Here is a 17,637-nt window from a genome sequence, read left to right as displayed (position 1 = left end):
GGGAGGGTGTCAAGCGCTTCGCGGTCTCCGGCCGACGCCTACGCGGACTTCCGCCGCCGCACCACCCGGCCCAAGCTGACCGACTTCCTGTCGGTGCTCTCCTTCGAGCTCGACCCGTTCCAGCAGCGCGCCTGCGAGGCCCTGGAGGACGGCCACGGCGTGCTGGTGTGCGCCCCGACCGGCGCCGGCAAGACCGTCGTCGGCGAGTTCGCCGTCCACCTGGCCCTGTCCGAGGGCCGCAAGTGCTTCTACACCACCCCGATCAAGGCGCTGTCCAACCAGAAGTACGCCGACCTGGTGGCCCGCTACGGCGAGGGGAAGGTGGGCCTGCTCACCGGCGACACCTCGGTGAACGGCGACGCGCCCGTCGTGGTGATGACCACCGAGGTGCTGCGCAACATGCTCTACGCCGGCTCGTCCACGCTGGACGGCCTCGCGTACGTGGTGATGGACGAGGTGCACTACCTGGCCGACCGGTTCCGGGGCCCGGTGTGGGAGGAGGTGATCCTGCACCTGCCGGAGACGGTGCGGCTGATCGGCCTGTCCGCGACGGTCAGCAACGCCGAGGAGTTCGGCGAGTGGCTGGTCGAGGTGCGCGGCGACACCACCGTCGTGGTGGACGAGCACCGGCCGGTGCCGCTGTGGCAGCACATGATGGCCGGCGGGCGGATGATGGACCTGTTCGCGGGCGAGGCGGCGGACGGCGCGGCCCGGCTGAACCCGCAGCTCCTGCGGCACACCGAGGACCTGTTCCGCTACCACGTGCCGTGGAGCCGGAACAAGAACAACAAGGGCCGCCCGCCGCGCGGGTCGGGGTTCAAGCCGCCGTCGCGGGTCGACGTCGTGCAGCGGCTGGACGGCGCGGGCCTGCTGCCCGCGATCGACTTCGTGTTCAGCCGGGCGGGCTGCGACGCGGCGGTCGGCCAGTGCGTGCGGGCCGGGCTGCGGCTCACCACCGACGCCGAGGTCGAGGTCATCCGCGAGGTCATCGACTCCAAGACCCGCGACCTGCCGCAGGGCGACCTGATGGTGCTGGGCTACTGGGAGTGGCGCGACGCGCTGGAGCGCGGCATCGCCAGCCACCACGCGGGGCTGCTGCCGGCGTTCAAGGAGACCGTCGAGGAGCTGTTCGTCCGGGGCCTGGTCAAGGTCGTGTTCGCCACCGAGACCCTCGCGCTGGGCATCAACATGCCCGCCCGCACGGTCGTGCTGGAGAAGCTGGTCAAGTACAACGGCGAGGCGCACGTCGACCTGACGCCGGGGGAGTACACGCAGCTCACCGGGCGGGCCGGGCGGCGCGGGATCGACGTCGAGGGCCACGCGGTCGTGGTGTGGCAGCCGGGTGTCGACCCGAAGGCGGTCGCCGGCCTCGCGTCCACCCGCACCTACCCGCTGCGGTCGTCGTTCCGGCCCGGCTACAACATGGCCGTCAACCTGGTCAACCAGCTCGGCGCGGCGGCGGCCCGGGAGATCCTGGAGCAGTCGTTCGCGCAGTTCCAGGCCGACCGGTCGGTGGTGGGCCTGGCGCGGCGGATCGAGCGCAACAAGGAGGCGCTGGCCGGCTACGCCGAGGCGATGAGCTGCCACCTGGGCGACTTCACCGAGTACGCGTCGCTGCGCCGCCGGGTCGCCGACCGGGAGAAGGCGCTGGCCCGGCAGAACTCGTCCGCGCGGCGGGCGGAGGCGGCGGCGTCGCTGGAGCGGCTGCGCAAGGGCGACGTGATCGCGGTGCCGTCCGGCCGGCGGTCGGGGCTCGCGGTCGTCATCGACCCGGGCCTGGAGCCGCTGGGCGAGGCCCGGCCGCTGGTGGTGACCGAGGACCGGTGGGCGGGCCGGCTGTCGTCGGCGGACTTCCCGTCGCCGGTCGAGGTGCTGGGGCGGGTGAAGCTGCCCCGGCAGGTCGACACCCGGTCGCCGAAGTCGCGGCGCGACCTGGCGTCCACGCTGCGCAACACCGGGATCGCCGCGCCGTCGCTGCGCAAGCGGCGGTCGACGGCCGACGACGACGCCGAGCTGGCGACGTTGCGCCGCGCGCTGCGCTCGCACCCGTGCCACGCGTGCGAGAAGCGCGAGGACCACGCCCGCTGGGGCGAGCGGTACCACCGGCTGCTGGCCGAGACCGAGCAGGTGGAGCGCAAGGTCGCGGCCACCACGCACTCGCTGGCCCGCGAGTTCGACCGCATCCGGGGCCTGCTGCGCGAGCGCGGCTACCTGCACGAGCGGGAGTCCGGGCCGGGCGAGGAGGTCACCGAGCACGGCAAGCGGCTGACCAGGCTGTACTCCGAGTCGGACCTGCTCGCGGCCGAGTGCCTGCGGCACGGCGTGTGGCGCGGGCTCGACTGGGCCGAGCTGGCCGCCGTGGTGTCGTCGCTGGTCTACGAGGCGCGTCGGGACGGCCCGCTGGAGACCCGGCTGCCGCCGGGCGGGGTGACCGACGCGATGACGGCCACCGCCCGGCTGTGGGCCGAGCTGGAGGACGACGAGCGGCGGCACAAGCTCGACCGCACCCGCCAGCCCGACCCCGGTTTCGCCTGGCCGGTGTACCGGTGGGCGCGCGGCGAGTCGCTGGAGAAGGTGCTCAGCTCGTCCGAGGCGAGCGGCACCGAGCTGGGCGCGGGCGACTTCGTGCGCTGGTGCCGCCAGGTGATCGACTTCCTGGACCAGATCCGGGACGTGGTCGGCGGCGGCGACCCGGTCGGTGCGACGGCGCGCAAGGCCGTGGACGCCCTGCGCCGGGGAGTGGTGGCGATGGCCACGGTCTGAGAAAGCTTTGCGGGGTGGCTGGGTGCGCCCCGCGCTCCTGTGGTTTGATCGCGCCCGCAAGACTTGACACGTCTTTTCCAGACCGACCGTCGGAGGCCGAGCATGACCAGTCCGTACGGACCGTCCGGAGGGAACGACCCGCAGCAGCAGTGGGGCCAGCAGCCCTACGGCGGTGGTGGGTACCCCGGCACGCCGTCGGGTGGTTTCCCCGCTCAGCAGCCCGGCTACGGGCAGCCGGACCCGTCCCAGCAGCAACAGCAGCAGTGGGGCCAGCAGCCCCAGCAGCAGCAGTACACCCAGCAGTACCCCGGCGGGTACGACCCGACCCAGCAGCAGCAACAGCAGCAGAACCCGTACGGCCAGCCGCAGCAGCAGAACCCCTACGGCCAGCCGGACCCGTCGCAGCAGCAGTGGGGCCAGCAGCCGGGGCAGTTCGGGCAGCAGCAGAACCCCTACGGGCAGCCCGGCTACGGCCAGCAGCCGCCCGCGAAGAAGTCCGGCGCGGTGCTCTGGGTGGTCGTCGCGCTGGTCGTGCTGGTGGTCGCCGCCGTCGGCATCACCGGGTTCGTGACGCCCGGCTTCTTCAAGAAGAAGATCTTCGACAACGCGGCCGTCCAGACCGGGATCGTGCAGATCCTGAAGGACGACTACAAGATCTCCGACGTGGAGAGCGCGACCTGCTCCGGGGAGAACCCGGTGGAGCCGAACCGCACGTTCACCTGCAAGGTGAAGATCGGCGGCAAGGACAAGGACGTGAAGATCACGGTGAAGACCGCCGACGGCGAGTACGAGGTCGGCCAGCCCACCGGGTGACCACCCCGACGCGCACCGTCACGGAGCCACCCCCGCACGGGGGTGGCTCCGTCGTTCCCCCGCCGGGGTAAGGCAGATCGCACCGAAACCCGGTCGCGGCGGCGGCGTCCGGGCAGGCACCATCAGGCGGTGACCGACCTCGACATCCGCGTCCTCGACGATGCCCACTTCCGCGCCGCCCACACCCTGTTCCGGAGCACGCTGCACCACGGCCCGTCCACCGACGAGGCGTGGGAGAGCGTCGGGATCAGCTACCGCAGCGGCCAGGCGCTGGGCGCGTTCGCCGACGACGAGCTGGTCGGCACGGTGCAGACGTTCCCGTCCGAGCTGGCGGTGCCCGGCGGCGCGGTGGTGCCGATGTCGGCGGTCAGCCGGGTCGGCGTGCGCGCGGACTGGACGCGGCGCGGCGTGCTGACCGCGTTGCAGCGCGCCCAGCTGCGGGCGATGCGCGACGCGGGCGACGTGGCGTCGTCGCTGCGCGCGTCCGAGAGCGTGATCTACGGCCGGTTCGGCTACGGCGTGGCCACCCGCTACCGCGAGGTGCGGGTCAAGCGGGTGGAGACCAGGTCGCGGCTGCCGATCGCGGGCCGGGTGCGCCTGGTGGACGCCGAGCGCGCGCTGCCGCTGTGCCAGGAGCTGTTCGACCGGCTCTCGCCCGGCCGGGCCGGGACGATCGCCCGGTGGCCGGGCCACTGGGACGTGAACCTGCGCCGCGTGGCCAAGGAGGAGAACCTGCGCTTCGCCGTGGCCTCCGGGCCGGACGGCGACGACGGGTACGCCGTCTACAAGGTGACCCCGGGTTCGTGGGAGCACGGCCACGAGAAGCCGACCGTGCTGGCCGTGCTGGACCTGTGGGCGGCGAGCCCGCGCGCGTGGGCGGACCTGTGGACGTTCCTGCTGGGTGTGGACCTGGTGGGCGAGGTGGTCGCCGAGGGCCGGCCGCTGGACGAGCCGCTGGAGTGGCTGCTGGCCGACCGGCGGGGTCTGCGGTCGGTGGACCTCGGGGACGAGACGTGGCTGCGCCTGCTGGACGTGGGGGCGGCGCTCGCGGCGCGCACCTACCGCGCGGGCGAGCCCGTGGTGCTCGGCGTGCGGGACCGGTTCCTGCCGGAGAACGAGGGCGCGTACCGGATCAGTGCCGGCGGCGCGTCCCGGACGACCGACGAGCCGGACTTCGTGGTCGACGTCGACGTCCTGGCGGCGGCCTACCTGGGTGACGTGACCTTCGGCGCGCTGGCGATGACCGGCCGCTTCGAGTCGACGTCGGCCGACGCGGTGGCCCGCGCCGACGCGCTGTTCGCGGTGGACGAGTTGCCTTGGTGCGGAACTTATTTCTGATTGCTGTGTTTGATTGCCTCGACTTCGTCGAGGCGGGCTCGGCCGCCCGGAAGTCGGTGCATCGCGCCGCGTTTCGCTCCGATCGAAGAGCGTGATCGGAGCGAAAGGCGGCGCGACACACCGACGCGGCCTCGCGTGTCGGTCGAGTGATGCGATCTGTGAGGGTGCAGGTGGTGCGATCTGGGGGGTGCAGGTGGTGCGCGCCCGTCCAGCAAGCGTGTGTCTGGGGTGTTCAGGTGGAGCGCTTTTCCAGGGCGTTGAGCAGGCGGGGGAGTGAGCTGCCCAGGCCCCAGCGGCGGCTCAGGTCCTCTACCCGGTCGGGGTCTGCGGGGGCGGCCGGGACCGGGTCGGGGCGGTCTTGGACGATCTCGGCGTCGGTGGCGACGTTCACCACGGTCGGCGCGACGGCCAGGTAGTCCTGGGCGTTGGTCAGGGCCGTGCGGGCGCGGGTGGTGAGCTTGCGGTCCTTGCCGTCGTGCACGGCCGCCAGCACCGCCTCCAGCGAGCCGAACTCCGTGATCAGCTTGGCGGCCGTCTTCTCGCCGATGCCCGCCACACCGGGCAGGCCGTCCGACGGGTCGCCGCGCAGCACGGCCATCCCCGCGTACGCGCGGCCCGCGTCCCGCTCGGGCAGGGCGTACTTGGCGGCCAGCTCCGCCGGCCCGATCAGCTCCGCCTTCGCCCAGCCGCGACCCAGGTACAGCACGCGGACCGGGGTGGGCTGCTCACGGACCACCTGGAACAGGTCGCGGTCGCCGGTGATCACCTCGACCGGGTCGACCGCCTCGCGCGCGGCCAGGGTGCCGATGACGTCGTCCGCCTCGTAGCCGACCGCCTCGGCGGTGGCGATGCCGACCGCGTCGAGCACGTCGAGGATGATCGGGACCTGCGGGGTCAGCGCGTCCGGCACCTCCTCCTCGCCGTCGGCCGCCCCGGTGGCGACCCGGTGCGCCTTGTAGGACGGCAGGGCGGCCACCCGGAACTCCGGCCGCCAGTCGGCGTCGAGGCAGGCGACCACCCGGCCCGCGCCCCGGTCGGCGACGACCTTGGTGACGGTGTCGATGAAACCGCGCACGGCGTTGACCGGGGTGCCGTCCGGTGCGGTCATCGACTCGGGCAACGCGTAGAACGCCCGGAAGTACAGACTGGCGGCGTCCATGAGGACCAGCGGGCTGCTCACCCCGGACAGCTTGCCAGACGGGTACGACACCGTGCGCGCGCACGGTCGGTGCGCGGCCGTTCCCGGTGCGTGGTGATCAGGTGTCCTGGCACGTGGCCGCCCTGGCAGGACTAGGCTCACGAGACATGTCGACCCATGTTGGACCCATTGACGTGGACGCCCTGCGCGCGCGGCTGGACAAGGCCGCCGGCGCGGCGACCACCGCCGGTGTGGACGCCCTGCTCATCACCCCCGGCTCGGACCTGCGCTACCTGATCGGGGCGGGCGGTTCGTCGTTCGAGCGGCTGACCTGCCTGGTGCTGCCGGTCGGCGGCACGCCGGTGCTCGTCGTGCCGAAGCTGGAGCAGCCCGGCTACGCGGCCGTGCCGACCGGGGAACTCGGCGTCGAGGTGGCCACCTGGGTCGACGGCGAGGACCCGTACGCGCTGGTGCGCCGGGCGCTCAAGGGCACCGACCGGGTCGCCGTCGCGGACATGATGCCCGCGCTGCACAACCTGCGCCTGCGCGACGCGATCGGCGGCGACCAGGTGCTGGCCGGCCCGGTGCTGCGCGAGCTGCGGATGCGCAAGGACGCCTCCGAGGTCGAGGCGCTGCGCAAGGCCGGCGCGGCGATCGACCGGGTGCACGCGCGGATCGGCGAGTGGCTGCGGCCGGGCCGCACGGAGGCCGAGGTGGGCGCGGACATCGCCGCCGCGATCGTCGCCGAGGGCCACGAGCTGGCCGAGTTCGTGATCGTCGGGTCCGGCCCCAACGGCGCGTCACCGCACCACAGCCTGTCCGACCGGGTGATCGAGGCCGGTGACGTGGTCGTGGTCGACATCGGCGGCCCGGTGGCCGAGGGCTACAACTCCGACTCCACCCGGTGCTACGTGCTGGGCGAGCCGCGTGACAAGGACGTGTGGGAGACCTACGCGGTCCTCCAGGCCGCGCAGCAGGCGGCCGTGGACGCGGTCCGGCCCGGTGTCACGTGCGAGTCGGTCGACGCCGCCGCGCGCGAGGTCATCGCGGACGCCGGCTTCGGCGAGTACTTCGTGCACCGCACCGGTCACGGGATCGGGCTCGACGTGCACGAGGAGCCCTACATCGTGGGCGGCAACGACCTGGTGCTGGAGGCCGGCATGGCGTTCAGCGTGGAGCCCGGCATCTACCTGCCCGGCCGGTGGGGCGCCCGGATCGAGGACATCGTGATCGCCACCGACAGCGGTGTCGAGTCCGTCAACAACCGACCCCACGACCTGGTGGTGCTGCCCGCGTGACCAACCTGGAGCCGATAGACCGGGCGATCCTGCGCGAGCTGGCCGCCGACGGCCGGTGCAGCTTCACCGACCTCGCCGAGCGGGTCGGCCTGAGCGTGTCGGCCGTGCACCAGCGGGTGCGCCGGCTGGAGCAGCGCGGCGTGGTCCGGGGCTACGCGGCGCGGCTGGACGGCGACGAGATCGGCTTGCCGCTGACCGCGTTCATCTCGCTGACCCCGATCGACCCGGCGGCTCCGGACGACTACCCGAGGCGGCTGGAGCACCTGCCGCAGGTCGAGGCGTGCTACTCGGTCGCGGGGGACGCCTCGTACGTCCTGCGCGTCCGGGTGGCGTCGCCGACCGCGCTGGAGGAGCTGCTGCGGCAGATCCGGGAGGCGGCGAACGTGTCCACCCGGACGACGGTCGTGCTGTCCACGCCGTACGAGGACCGGCCGCCGGCGGTCTGAGCGCGGTCAGCCCGCCGCGCCCCGGCCCGCGACGAGTTCGCGGAGGGTGGCGGTGAACCGGTCGACCACCCGCAGGACCGGCCGGTCCGCCGGCGGCACGAGGCGCAGCACCTCGTCGTCGGTGGCCGGCCGCGCGCTCCGGGCGAGGTCCAGCGCGGCCTCCCGGTCGACCCGCTTGGACACGGTCGTGGTGATCTCGGCCTGCCCGTACCGCCAGACCCACACGTGGCGCTCCGGGTCCTCCCGGTAGGCCGGGGACTCGTCCCACCTGGTGGCCGGGACCCGGCGGGTGGCCAGTTCCGGGTCGGGGCCCAGCGGCTCGCCGGGCGCGGCCGGGTAGACCACGACGACCCGCCCGTCCTCCACCCGCAGGACGGGTGCGCCGAGGTCGGTCCGCGCGGACGTGTGCGGCGTGATCCCGAGGGCGTCCCTGCGCGCCTTGGCGTTGTCCGGTTCCTGCCAGGTCGGCCCGGTGTTGGCGACGGCGATCAACGCCACGGCCACCGCCGCCGCGCCCAGCGGGAGCAGGGTGCCGCGCGCGAGGATGGCGGCCACCAGCGCCGCCGGCACCCCGAAACCGCCGTACAGCAGCCAGGTCGGGCCGTGCGGCTCCCAGGACTGGAGGGCGGCGGCGTAGAACACGACGCCGAGCAGGCCCACGACCGACACCAGCGCCGCCCACAGCACCCGCCACCCCGGCGTGCGGGTCAGCGGGCCGGCCTCGGCGGTGACCGTGCCGATCAGGTAGAACAGGCCGAAGACCGGGACCATGGCGACCGCGACGACGATCCGGCTGCCGACCCAGAAACCGAACACCACCACCCACCCGGCCGTGTACATGATCACCAGCGAGCCGACCAGCACGGCCGCGACCTGCATGACGACCGCGAGCGGGCGTTCCGGGGTGTTGATCACCGCCACACGATCCCGTGCGCAGCGGTCGTCGCACATCGGGGGTTCTACTCAAACGGGTCCCACGGCGTCGTGTCGTACGCGGCTTGCACGCGGGCGATGGCGTCGGCGTCCACTTCGTACTCCACGTCGTCCACACCGGACACGGCGACCACGCCGAGCGAGTTCGTCAGGAACGCGCCCCGGTAGGAGCGCAGGTCCGCCAGCCGCACCACGGCCCGTCGCGCGGGCAGCGCGCGTTCGAGCAGTTGCATGGTGATGCCGTGCAGCCAGTCCGCCTCGGCCCACACCACGTCGTCGCCGTCGAGGAACGCGATGTTCGTGATGGCCCCCTCCACGACCACGCCGTCCGGGGTGGTCAGCAGCGCCTCGTCGTAGCCGGCGGCGGCGGCCCGGGCGCGGTGCAGGGACTGGCCGAAGCCGCCCAGGTGCTTCACGTGCGGCAGCGGGCGCTGGTAGGCCACCGGCAGCAGGCGCTGGGGGCGCTCCGGCGCCGTGGCCGGGTCGCGCACCGCGACCAGCACGGCCGGGTCGGTGGGGCCGAACACGACGACGCGCACGGACGCGTCGCGGACGTCGTCGGCCAGGGCGTGCGACACCAGGGCGCGCACCCGCCCGCCGTCCAGGCCGGTGCCGTACAGCTCGCGGTTGCCCTCGTCCAGCCGGCGCAGGTGCTCGTCCAGGCCGCGCACCCGGCGGTCGCGGACCTGCATGGCGGTGAAGTGGCCGTAGTTGGCCAGCACGGCGGGCGCGAGCTGGTCCGGGGTGGGGGTGGCGCCGTCGATCTCGATCCTCAGCACGCCTGACCGTAGCGTGGCAGGAATCGAGGGTCGCGGGTCGTTGCCGCCACCCGCGCGGCTCGGGAAGGTGGACGTGTGGAACGCGAGGTGCTGATCGTCGGCTACCCGGACGCCACGCTGCTCGACATCGCCGGACCCCTGGAGGTGTTCCGGGGAGCGGCGGCGGTGCGGGGCGGCTACCGGGTGCGGCTGGCCGCGGTGGGCGGGGGTTTCACCGCGTCCGGCGTCGGCCTGGCCGCCGACGACCTCCGCGAGGTCGCCGGGCCGGTGGACACGCTGGTCGTCGTCGGCGGCTCCGGGTTCGAGCAGGCCGCGCGGGACGCCGAGCTGCTGGCGCAGCTGCGGCGGCTCGCCGGCCCGGCCCGGCGGGTCGCCTCGGTGTGCACCGGGGCGTTCCTGCTGGCCGCCGCCGGGCTGCTGGACGGGGCGCGGGCCACCACGCACTGGGCGTACTGCGGCCGGCTGGCCGCCGACCACCCGGCGGTGGAGGTCGTGCCGGACGCGATCTTCGTCCGGGACGGGCGGCTGGCCACGTCGGCGGGCGTCACGGCGGGCATCGACCTGGCCCTGGCGCTGCTGGAGCGCGACCACGACGCGGCGCTGGCCCGGCTGGTCGCCCGGTGGCTCGTGGTGTTCCTGCAACGGCCCGGCGGCCAGTCCCAGTTCAGCGTGCGGTCCCGGGTGCCACCGGTGCGCGAGCCGGGGCTGCGGGCCGTGCTGGACGCGATCGCCGACGACCCGGCCGGGGCGTGGACGGTCGCGGAGATGGCCCGCCGCGCCGCGATGAGCGCCCGGCACTTCGCCCGGGTGTTCCCGCGCCGGGTCGGGGCGTCGCCCGCCCGGTACGTGGAGCGGGCGCGGGTCGAGGCCGCCGCCGGCGTGCTGGAGTCCGGTGACGAGGGGCTCGACGTGGTGGCCCGGCGCTGCGGCTTCGGGTCCTCGGAGACCATGCGCCGCGCGTTCCTGAGGGTGCTCGGCGTCACGCCGGGCGGCTACCGGCACAGGTTCCGCACGACCGGTGCGGCCTGACGATGGGGGATGGGAATGGAACTCGCTTTCGTGCTGTACCCGAAGTTCACCGCGCTCGACCTGATCGGGCCCTACGAGGTGCTCGGCCACCAGCCGGGCGTGACCGTCCGGTTCGTGGCGGCCACGAAGGACCCGGTCACCGCCGACGCGGGGCTGGTCGTCACGCCCACCGCGACCTTCGACGAGGTGGACCGGCCGGACGTGGTCGTGGTGCCGGGCAGCGGCGCGTGGTCCGAGCCGCTGGCGGACTGGGTGGTCGCGGCCTGGCTGCGCGCGGTGCACCCGACGGCGACGTGGACCACGTCGGTGTGCACCGGCTCCACGCTGCTCGCCCAGGCGGGCATCCTCGACGGCCGGCCCGCCACCACGCACTGGGCGGTCCGCGAGGAGCTGGCCCGGCTCGGCGCGGTGGTCAGCACCGACCGGGTGGTGCGCGACGGGGACGTGGTGACCGGCGCGGGCGTGTCGGCCGGCATCGACATGGCCCTCACCCTGGTCGGGCTGATCTGGGGCGACGACCGGGCCCGCTTCACCCAGCTGCTGATCGAGTACGCGCCCGAGCCGCCCTACGACTCGGGCTCGCCGGAGACCGCGCCCGCCTCGGTGCTGGCGATGATGCGGGCCGAGCTGGGCGGCTGACCACGGCACCGGCACGGCGGCCGTCCACGCCGCCGCTGCCGGGCCGGCGGCGGCGTGGACGGCCCGGGTGGGCGGCTCGGGTGGGCGTCGGTCGGCAGTACCGGGTGGACCTGCGGTTGTAACAACCTCGCGCACCCTCGGGATGTTGTGTCGAACGGCCGCGTCGGTGGCGTAGTTTCCGCACGCCACCACCATCCGGTGGAGTCGTCGCAGCAAGGGTTGTGAGCCAGTGGACCTCGGTGCCCCGCACGGAATCCGGTTCCGCTTCGAGGCGGGACTGCTGCGTGCCGTCCTGCTCGACGCGCACCGCAAGCCTCCCGTCGCGGTGCGCGAGCACCTCACCGCCGAGACCGGCGCGCGCGACCCCGTGGTGGACGAGCCGCACGGCGGCCCGGGGCGCGCGGTGCTGCTGCGGCGCTTCGACCTGACCGGGCCCGCCCGGTGGCGGCTGGACGTCGACGCGCCCGCCGCGCCGACTGCCGACGGGCTCTCCTTCGAGCTGCCCGGCGGGGTGTCGCTGCACGTCAGCGGCACCGCACCGGCTGCCGTGGCGCCCGGCGGGGCGGTGGTCGAGCTGCCGCCGGGCACCTCCGAGCTGTGCCTGACGGTGACCAGCGACCCGCTGCCCGCCGTCGCCGACACGGTCGTGGTGTGCCGACCGGACCAGGTGCGGGAGGCCGCCGTCGTGGTGTCCTGCCTGCCCGCCGACCGGTTCACGCCCGTCGTGGCGCTGCGCCCGCCGCCGCTGTCGGAAACCGACTACCTGGCGCTGCACGCCGAGCACACCGCGAGCCTCGCCCTGGCCGACCAGGCCGAGGCGGACCGGCTGCGCCGCGCCCTCGCCCCCTACCGGTCGTGGCTGCGCCACCACGAACGGCTGGCGGACCTGCTGCGCCTGCTGGGCGTGCGGCGCGCGGTGTTCCTGTGCGACCCCGAGCCGGCGGAGCTGAACGCCGTCGACCCGGCAGACGGCGGCGGGCGGCTGTTCGACGGGCTCGACGTCGTGCGGCTGTCGCAGAGCCGCAACCTGACCGCCGCCGCGTGGCAGGCGTTGCGCGACGGCGAGCCGGAGACCCTGGACGTGCCGCCGCACGCCGACTTCACCGCCGCCCTGTTCGCCGCGCTGCGCCTGGGCCGGCCGCTGCGCGTGGTGGCGGGTGCGCCGGAGCCGTCGCTGCCGGACCACCAGCCCGAGGGCGACGAAGCCGTGCTGGTGGAGGACGACGGCACCGCCGACGTGCTGGTCGCCGCCGCGTACGCGCACCACCGGGGCGCGCGCCTGGTGATCATCCCGCCGCCCGACCTCGCGGAGGTCCGGCGGGTCGTCGCCGAGGAGCAGGAACGGGTCACCGCCGCCGCCGGCGCGATCGGCGACGCCATCAAGGGCATCGGCTACGTCGAGGCGCTGTGGCGGTACCTGTCGACCGGCGACCACGACCCGTACGCGGCGGTCGAGGCGGTGGTCACCGCGCAGGTCCCGGCGCGTGCCGTGGCCGAGGTGGGCGACCGGCGGCTGACCGCGTTCACCGCCGGGCTGCCGTACTCGTTCGTGCGCGCCGACGACGTGAACTGGAGCCGCAAGCCCATCGGGCACGTCGTCGCCGACCCGGCGCTGGTGGTGCTCACCGAGCTGCACGGGGCCGCCGCGCACCGCCACCCCGGCGCGTTCAGCCTGGTGTTCGACGCCGGGTCCTACCGCGCCGACAGCACGCCGGCGGGCGGCCACCGGGCCGGACGCCTCACCCACCCCATCGTGCTGTCCGGGTCGGACGCCTCGCTCGACGCGCTGGACGCCCTGGCCGGGCTGCCCGTCGAGCTGGTGTTCTTCAACACCCACCACGGCGATGACATCGTGCTGGGCGGGCAGGAGCTGCCGGAGTGGCTGGTGCCGCACCGGCCCGTGCTGCGCCACCGCCCGATCGTGTTCAACAACTCGTGCCGCTCGTGGACCGGGCTCGGCCGCGAGTTCGTCCGGGCCGGCGCGCGCGGCTACGTCGGCGCGCTGTGGTCGGTCCCGCCGAACCTGGCGGCCGGGTTCGCGCGGACCGTGGTGCGCCGGCTGACCGCCGAGGAGTGGCCCGCCGCGCACGCCGTCGTCGGCACCGGCGTGCCCGGCGGCGTCGAGCGGTCCTACCTGTACGTCGGCACGGTCAACGGCCGGCTGGACGAGTGGCGCGAGGGGTCCACGACGGACGGTGCGGCGGCGTTGGCCGGCTGCGGGCTGCTCGCCGGGGTCGCGCGGGAGCGCGGGGAGCCGTTGAGCCGCGTGCTGCACCGGGAGATCGTGGCGCTGCGCGGGGCCGCCGAGCGCGCCGGTGCCACCGGCACCGCGTCCTACGCGGACGTGCTGCTCGACGAGCTGTCGCTGACCCGCGACGACACCGAGGCCGCCGAGCTGGTGACGAGGGTGGAGGACGTGCTGCGCGCTCTCGACCTGCCGGCCGGGGAGGCGGGCGCGCGGTGGGCCGAGCGCTACCGGATCACCGGGCGGCGGCACGAGGAGCGCGGGGAGTACCCCGAGGCGCTCGCGGACTTCGAACGGTGCGTGGCGCAGGGCGACGCGTGCCGGGACCGGGCGGACGTGCTGCTGCGCATGGCGCGGCTGGCCGACCGGGGCGGACCGGAACAGGCGCGGGCAGCGCTGCACGGGGACGGCGGTGGGACTCGGCTGATGGAGGCGAACGGCGTGCTGGGTGAGCTGAGCGAAGACCACGGGACGGCCGCGCGGTACGCGGTGGGGGCGCACGACCTCGCCGTCGAGCCGGCCGACCGGCCGAGGCGGGCGGCGTGCGCGTTCGAGGAGTGCGTGCGCCACCACGCCGCCGGCGACCTGGCCGCCGCCGTCGACGCCGGCGTGCGCGCGGTAAAGCTGTTCCGCGCCGAGGGCGACGGCCCCGCCGAGCTGGCGGCGCTGCGCGAACTCGGCGCGTGCCACCGCGACCTGGGCGAGCTGGGCACCGCGCGGCACTGCGCGGAGGTGGGCGTCGCGCTGGCCGAACGGCTCGGCGGGCCGCTCGACCTGGCCGCGTGCCACGACGAGCTGGGCCGGGTGCTGACCCGCCTCGGCGAGCACGCGACCGCGCTGGAGCACTACCGGCACGCGGTGGAGCTGCTGGTCGCCAAGGGGGAATGGGAGCAGGGCGCGGCGCTGCTGCCGAACCTCGCGGTCGGCGCGGTGCGCGCCGGCGACCCGGGCGCGCTGTGGACCACGGCGCTGTGCGGCGGCCTGATCTGCGAGATCGCGCCCCGGGCCACGTGGGCGTCGGTGGTGCCGCTGGTCGTGGACTCCATGAGACGCGCGATCGAGACCGGGCCCAAGGAGCTGACCGAGCGCGGGATGACCGACTTCGCGCACGCCGTCACCACCGGCAAGCGCGACGAGATGCCGTACCAGGTGGGCGTGCTGGCCGACGTGGTGGTGGTGCTGCTGGCGTGGCTGATGGACCGCGTCGACCCCGGGATCACCGCGTTCGCCCGGGAACTGGACCGCGCCACCGGGGGAGTGCTGGACCTGGCCGGCTACATCGCGGTCCCCTACCTCGACCGCGCCCGCCTGCCCTGACCACGGGCGGGCGCGGGACGTCCGTGCTACAGGTCCGCGGCGAGTCGTGCCCCGATCTCCCGCACCACCGACGCGAGCAGGTCGATGTCCTCGGCGGTGGTGCGCCAGTTCACGATCGCCGGCCGCAGCGCGACCCGGCCCCGGTACACGGTGGTGCCCGCGTACACCCGCCCGTCGTCGAGCAGTTCCTCGCCCAGCCGCCGGTTCAGCTCGTCCAGCCGGTCCTCCGGCACGCCCGGCGGCCGGTAGCGGAAGCACACCACGAACAGGGTGACCGGGGCGAGCAGCTCCAGGTCGGGGGAGCGCTCCACGATCCCGCCCAGCCGCACCGCGAGGTCCCGGTGCCGCTCCACCATCGCGCGGTGCCCGGAGCGGCCGTAGGCGCGCAGCGTGGTCCAGATCGGGAACGCCCGCGCCCTGCGCGACGACTCCGGACCCAGGTTGTTGTAGTTGACGAACTCGTCGTCCGGCTCGGGCAGGTAAGGCGCGTTCCACCCGCCGAACGCCCGGCCCAGCACGTGCGGGTCCTTGACGAACGCGAACCCGCTCTCATACGGCACGTTGAGCCACTTGTGGCCGTCCGACGCCAGCGAGTCGGCCCGTTCGACACCGCGCACCAGGTGCGCGGTGTCCGGCGACAGCGCGGCGAACAGACCGAACGCGCCGTCCACGTGCAGCCACGCGCCGTGCGCCGCCGCCAGGTCGGCCATCTCGTCGATCGGGTCGAAGTCGCCCGCGTTCACCTCGCCCGCGTTCGCGATCAGCACGGCCGGCCCGGACACGGCGAGTTCGCGGTCCAGCGCCTCCACGTCCAGCCGGCCCGCGTCGTCGCGGGTGACGGTGCGCACGTAGTCGCGGCCCAAACCCAGCAGTTGCAACGCCTTGCGGCTGCTCGCGTGCACGTAGCCGCTGGAGAACACCGGCATCCGGGGCAGCCCGACCAGGCCGTCGGCGGTGACGTCCACGCCGTGCCGCGCGGCCCACCAGTGGCGCGCGCACGCCAGGCCGGTCAGGTTGGCGAACGTCGCGCTCGGCGTGAGCACCCCGCCGTAGCCGGGCGGGAGGCCGAACACCTCCTTGAGCCACCGCAGGACGGTGGTCTCGGCCTGGGCGGCCAGCGGCGAGGTCAGCCACAGGCCCGCCGCCTGGTCGAGCAGCGACGTGACCCAGTCGGCCGCCTGCGCGGCCGGCGTCGACCCGCCCACCACGAAGTGGAAGAACCGGGGGCCGGACGAGTGCGTCGCGGCCCGCGTCCCGATCCGCAGCAGGTCCGCGACGGCGGTCATGGTGCCGTCGCCGTCCTCGGGCAGCGGCCCGTCGAGCTCCTTGACCAGGTGCGCCTGCGACAGGTCGCGCACCGGCAGGTGCGGCAGCACGTCCAGGTACCGGCCCGCCGCGCGGGCCACCATCCCCAACGCCTCCGAGGCGTCCTCTCGTGAGCTCAACGGGTCACCCATCATGGCAGAGTAGACGCCGATGACCAGGCGCGGACGCTTTCGCGGCAGGGCGGTGCAGGACCCTTCGGCACCACCCGGCGCGGCACGGCCCGGTGCGGTGCCGTCCGCTGGTGCGGAGCACGGACCCGGGGCGCGCGCGGTGGACGTGTTCCTCGGCATCCGGTACGCGGAGCCGCCGTTCGGGCCGCGCCGGTTCGCGCCGCCCGTGCGGGTGGACCACTCCGGCGACTGCCTGGAGTTCGGGCCGATCCCGCCGCAGTCCGCGCGGCTGCCCGGCGCTCCGGTGTGGCGGCCGGGCGACGAGGACGTGCTCAGCCTCAACGTGTGGGCCCCGCGCGCCGCCGAGGGCTGCCCGGTGCTGCTGTTCCTGCACGGCGGCGCGTACACCTTCGGGTCGTCCGCGCAGCCCGACTACGACGGCACCGCCCTGGCCCGCGCCGGGCTGGTCGTCGTGACGTGCAACTACCGCCTGGGTTTCGAGGGGTTCGGGCACGTCGAGGGCCGGCCCGCCAACCGGGGCCTGCTCGACCAGCGCGCGGCGCTGGAGTGGGTGCGCGACGAGATCGCCGCGTTCGGCGGCGACCCCGGCAACATCACGGTGGCGGGCCAGTCGGCGGGCGCGGCCTCCGCGCTGTTCCTGGCCACCGCGACCGCTGCGGACGGCGGTCCGGCGGCGGCAGGTGCGGTGCGGCGGGTGATCGCGCACAGCGTCCCGAACCGCTGCTGCACCGAGGGGTTCGCCCGCCGGGTCGCGCGGTGGATCGACCCCTCGACACCGGAGTCCGCCGTGGCCTCCGCCGACGCGGTGGCCCGCGCCCAGCGGTCCGGGCCGCTGGGGTACGACCCGGTGCTGTTCGGCCCGGTCGCCGACCGGTTGCCCGCGCTCCCCGCCGGCGTGCCCGCGCTGCTGGCCCACACCACCGCCGAGTACCGGCTGTTCGACCGGGTCGGCACGATCGCGCCGGTCCGCACCGAGGCCGAGTACGCCGCGTTCGGCCGGGCGTTCGCGCTGCCGCCGCACGTCGTCGCCGGCTACCGAGAGCTGTTCCCGACCGCGTCGGACGCCTACCTCGCACTCCTGGGCGACTTCGTGATCGCCGAACCCACGACGCGGTTGGCCGAGGCGCACGACGCGCCGCTGGCCCGGTTCAGCCGACCGCCCGCCTGGCACGCCTCGGACGTGCCGTTCGCGTTCGGCACGCTGGCCGGTGCGGACTTCATGGTCGGCGGCCCGCCCGGACCCGCCGAACGCGCCCTGTCCCGCCGGGTCGTCGCGTCGTGGGCCCGGTTCGCGCGTGCCGGCGACCCCGGCTGGACCGGGGTGCGCTGGTGGGGCGGCGAGGTCGACGTGTCCGCGACCCGCGCGCTGTGGCGGGGCGTCGACCTCGACGTGCCCGTCGACCACGACGTCGACGGCACCGGCCGCCGGCGGGGGTGACCGC

13 protein-coding genes are annotated in these 17,637 nt (G+C 74.8%); 9 read left to right on the top strand and 4 right to left on the bottom strand.

Features of this window, described 5'->3' with window-relative positions:
• Positions 1 to 6: 6 nt before the first annotated feature.
• The 3 genes from AB0I60_RS13470 to AB0I60_RS13460 all read left to right on the top strand — a co-directional run bounded on the left by AB0I60_RS13470 (position 7) and on the right by AB0I60_RS13460 (position 4,914).
• A complete protein-coding gene (locus AB0I60_RS13470; RefSeq protein ID WP_360729029.1) occupies positions 7 to 2,763 on the top strand; it encodes a DEAD/DEAH box helicase in 2,757 nt (918 codons plus the stop codon).
• A gap of 102 nt (positions 2,764 to 2,865) precedes the next feature.
• Positions 2,866 to 3,576 (top strand): DUF4333 domain-containing protein, encoded by a 711-nt coding sequence (locus AB0I60_RS13465; protein ID WP_360729026.1) that lies wholly within the window; start codon positions 2,866 to 2,868, stop codon positions 3,574 to 3,576.
• Positions 3,577 to 3,705: 129 nt separating this feature from the next.
• Positions 3,706 to 4,914, top strand: a complete 1,209-nt coding sequence (locus AB0I60_RS13460; protein ID WP_360729023.1) for a GNAT family N-acetyltransferase — start codon at positions 3,706 to 3,708, stop codon at positions 4,912 to 4,914.
• 232 nt (positions 4,915 to 5,146) lie between these two features.
• On the opposite strand, the gene AB0I60_RS13455 is transcribed toward AB0I60_RS13460, so the two are convergent.
• Positions 5,147 to 6,094, bottom strand: a complete 948-nt coding sequence (locus AB0I60_RS13455; RefSeq protein ID WP_360729020.1) for a 5'-3' exonuclease — start codon at positions 6,092 to 6,094, stop codon at positions 5,147 to 5,149.
• Positions 6,095 to 6,219: 125 nt separating this feature from the next.
• Here AB0I60_RS13455 and AB0I60_RS13450 point away from each other — a divergent pair, with 125 nt between their 5' ends.
• Positions 6,220 to 7,350: a Xaa-Pro peptidase family protein gene (locus AB0I60_RS13450; protein WP_360729017.1), complete on the top strand. Its 1,131-nt coding sequence runs from the start codon at positions 6,220 to 6,222 to the stop codon at positions 7,348 to 7,350.
• The gene (locus AB0I60_RS13445) at positions 7,347 to 7,796 is read left to right on the top strand and encodes an Lrp/AsnC family transcriptional regulator (RefSeq protein WP_360729014.1); all 450 of its coding nucleotides are present in this window, start codon (positions 7,347 to 7,349) and stop codon (positions 7,794 to 7,796) included. The genes AB0I60_RS13450 and AB0I60_RS13445 overlap by 4 nt, the downstream gene beginning before the upstream one ends.
• A gap of 6 nt (positions 7,797 to 7,802) precedes the next feature.
• Here AB0I60_RS13445 and AB0I60_RS13440 read toward each other — a convergent pair whose 3' ends face one another.
• Positions 7,803 to 8,711, bottom strand: a complete 909-nt coding sequence (locus AB0I60_RS13440; protein ID WP_360729011.1) for a hypothetical protein — start codon at positions 8,709 to 8,711, stop codon at positions 7,803 to 7,805.
• Between the two features lie 44 nt (positions 8,712 to 8,755).
• A complete protein-coding gene (locus AB0I60_RS13435) occupies positions 8,756 to 9,508 on the bottom strand; it encodes an aminotransferase class IV (RefSeq protein ID WP_360729009.1) in 753 nt (250 codons plus the stop codon).
• Between the two features lie 75 nt (positions 9,509 to 9,583).
• On the opposite strand from AB0I60_RS13435, the gene AB0I60_RS13430 reads away from it, so the two are divergent.
• From AB0I60_RS13430 to AB0I60_RS13420, 3 genes are all read left to right on the top strand, one after another.
• On the top strand, positions 9,584 to 10,537 hold the full coding sequence (locus AB0I60_RS13430) for a DJ-1/PfpI family protein (protein WP_360729006.1): 954 nt from the start codon (positions 9,584 to 9,586) through the stop codon (positions 10,535 to 10,537).
• 15 nt (positions 10,538 to 10,552) lie between these two features.
• Positions 10,553 to 11,176, top strand: a complete 624-nt coding sequence (locus AB0I60_RS13425) for a DJ-1/PfpI family protein (RefSeq protein ID WP_360729004.1) — start codon at positions 10,553 to 10,555, stop codon at positions 11,174 to 11,176.
• Positions 11,177 to 11,405: 229 nt separating this feature from the next.
• Complete coding sequence (locus AB0I60_RS13420) at positions 11,406 to 14,738, top strand: tetratricopeptide repeat protein (RefSeq protein WP_360729000.1); 3,333 nt, start codon at positions 11,406 to 11,408, stop codon at positions 14,736 to 14,738.
• Between the two features lie 26 nt (positions 14,739 to 14,764).
• Here AB0I60_RS13420 and AB0I60_RS13415 read toward each other — a convergent pair whose 3' ends face one another.
• Positions 14,765 to 16,195, bottom strand: coding sequence for a pyridoxal-dependent decarboxylase (locus tag AB0I60_RS13415; RefSeq protein ID WP_360728997.1), 1,431 nt, complete (start codon positions 16,193 to 16,195; stop codon positions 14,765 to 14,767).
• 139 nt (positions 16,196 to 16,334) lie between these two features.
• Between AB0I60_RS13415 and AB0I60_RS13410 the strand changes: the two genes are divergently transcribed.
• Positions 16,335 to 17,633: a carboxylesterase family protein gene (locus AB0I60_RS13410; RefSeq protein ID WP_360728995.1), complete on the top strand. Its 1,299-nt coding sequence runs from the start codon at positions 16,335 to 16,337 to the stop codon at positions 17,631 to 17,633.
• The last annotated feature ends 4 nt before the right edge of the window (positions 17,634 to 17,637 follow it).

This window comes from Actinosynnema sp. NPDC050436 (assembly GCF_040655415.1).
Taxonomy (GTDB): Bacteria; Actinomycetota; Actinomycetes; order Mycobacteriales; family Pseudonocardiaceae; genus Actinosynnema.
This window is presented reverse-complemented; position numbering and strand designations above follow the sequence as displayed.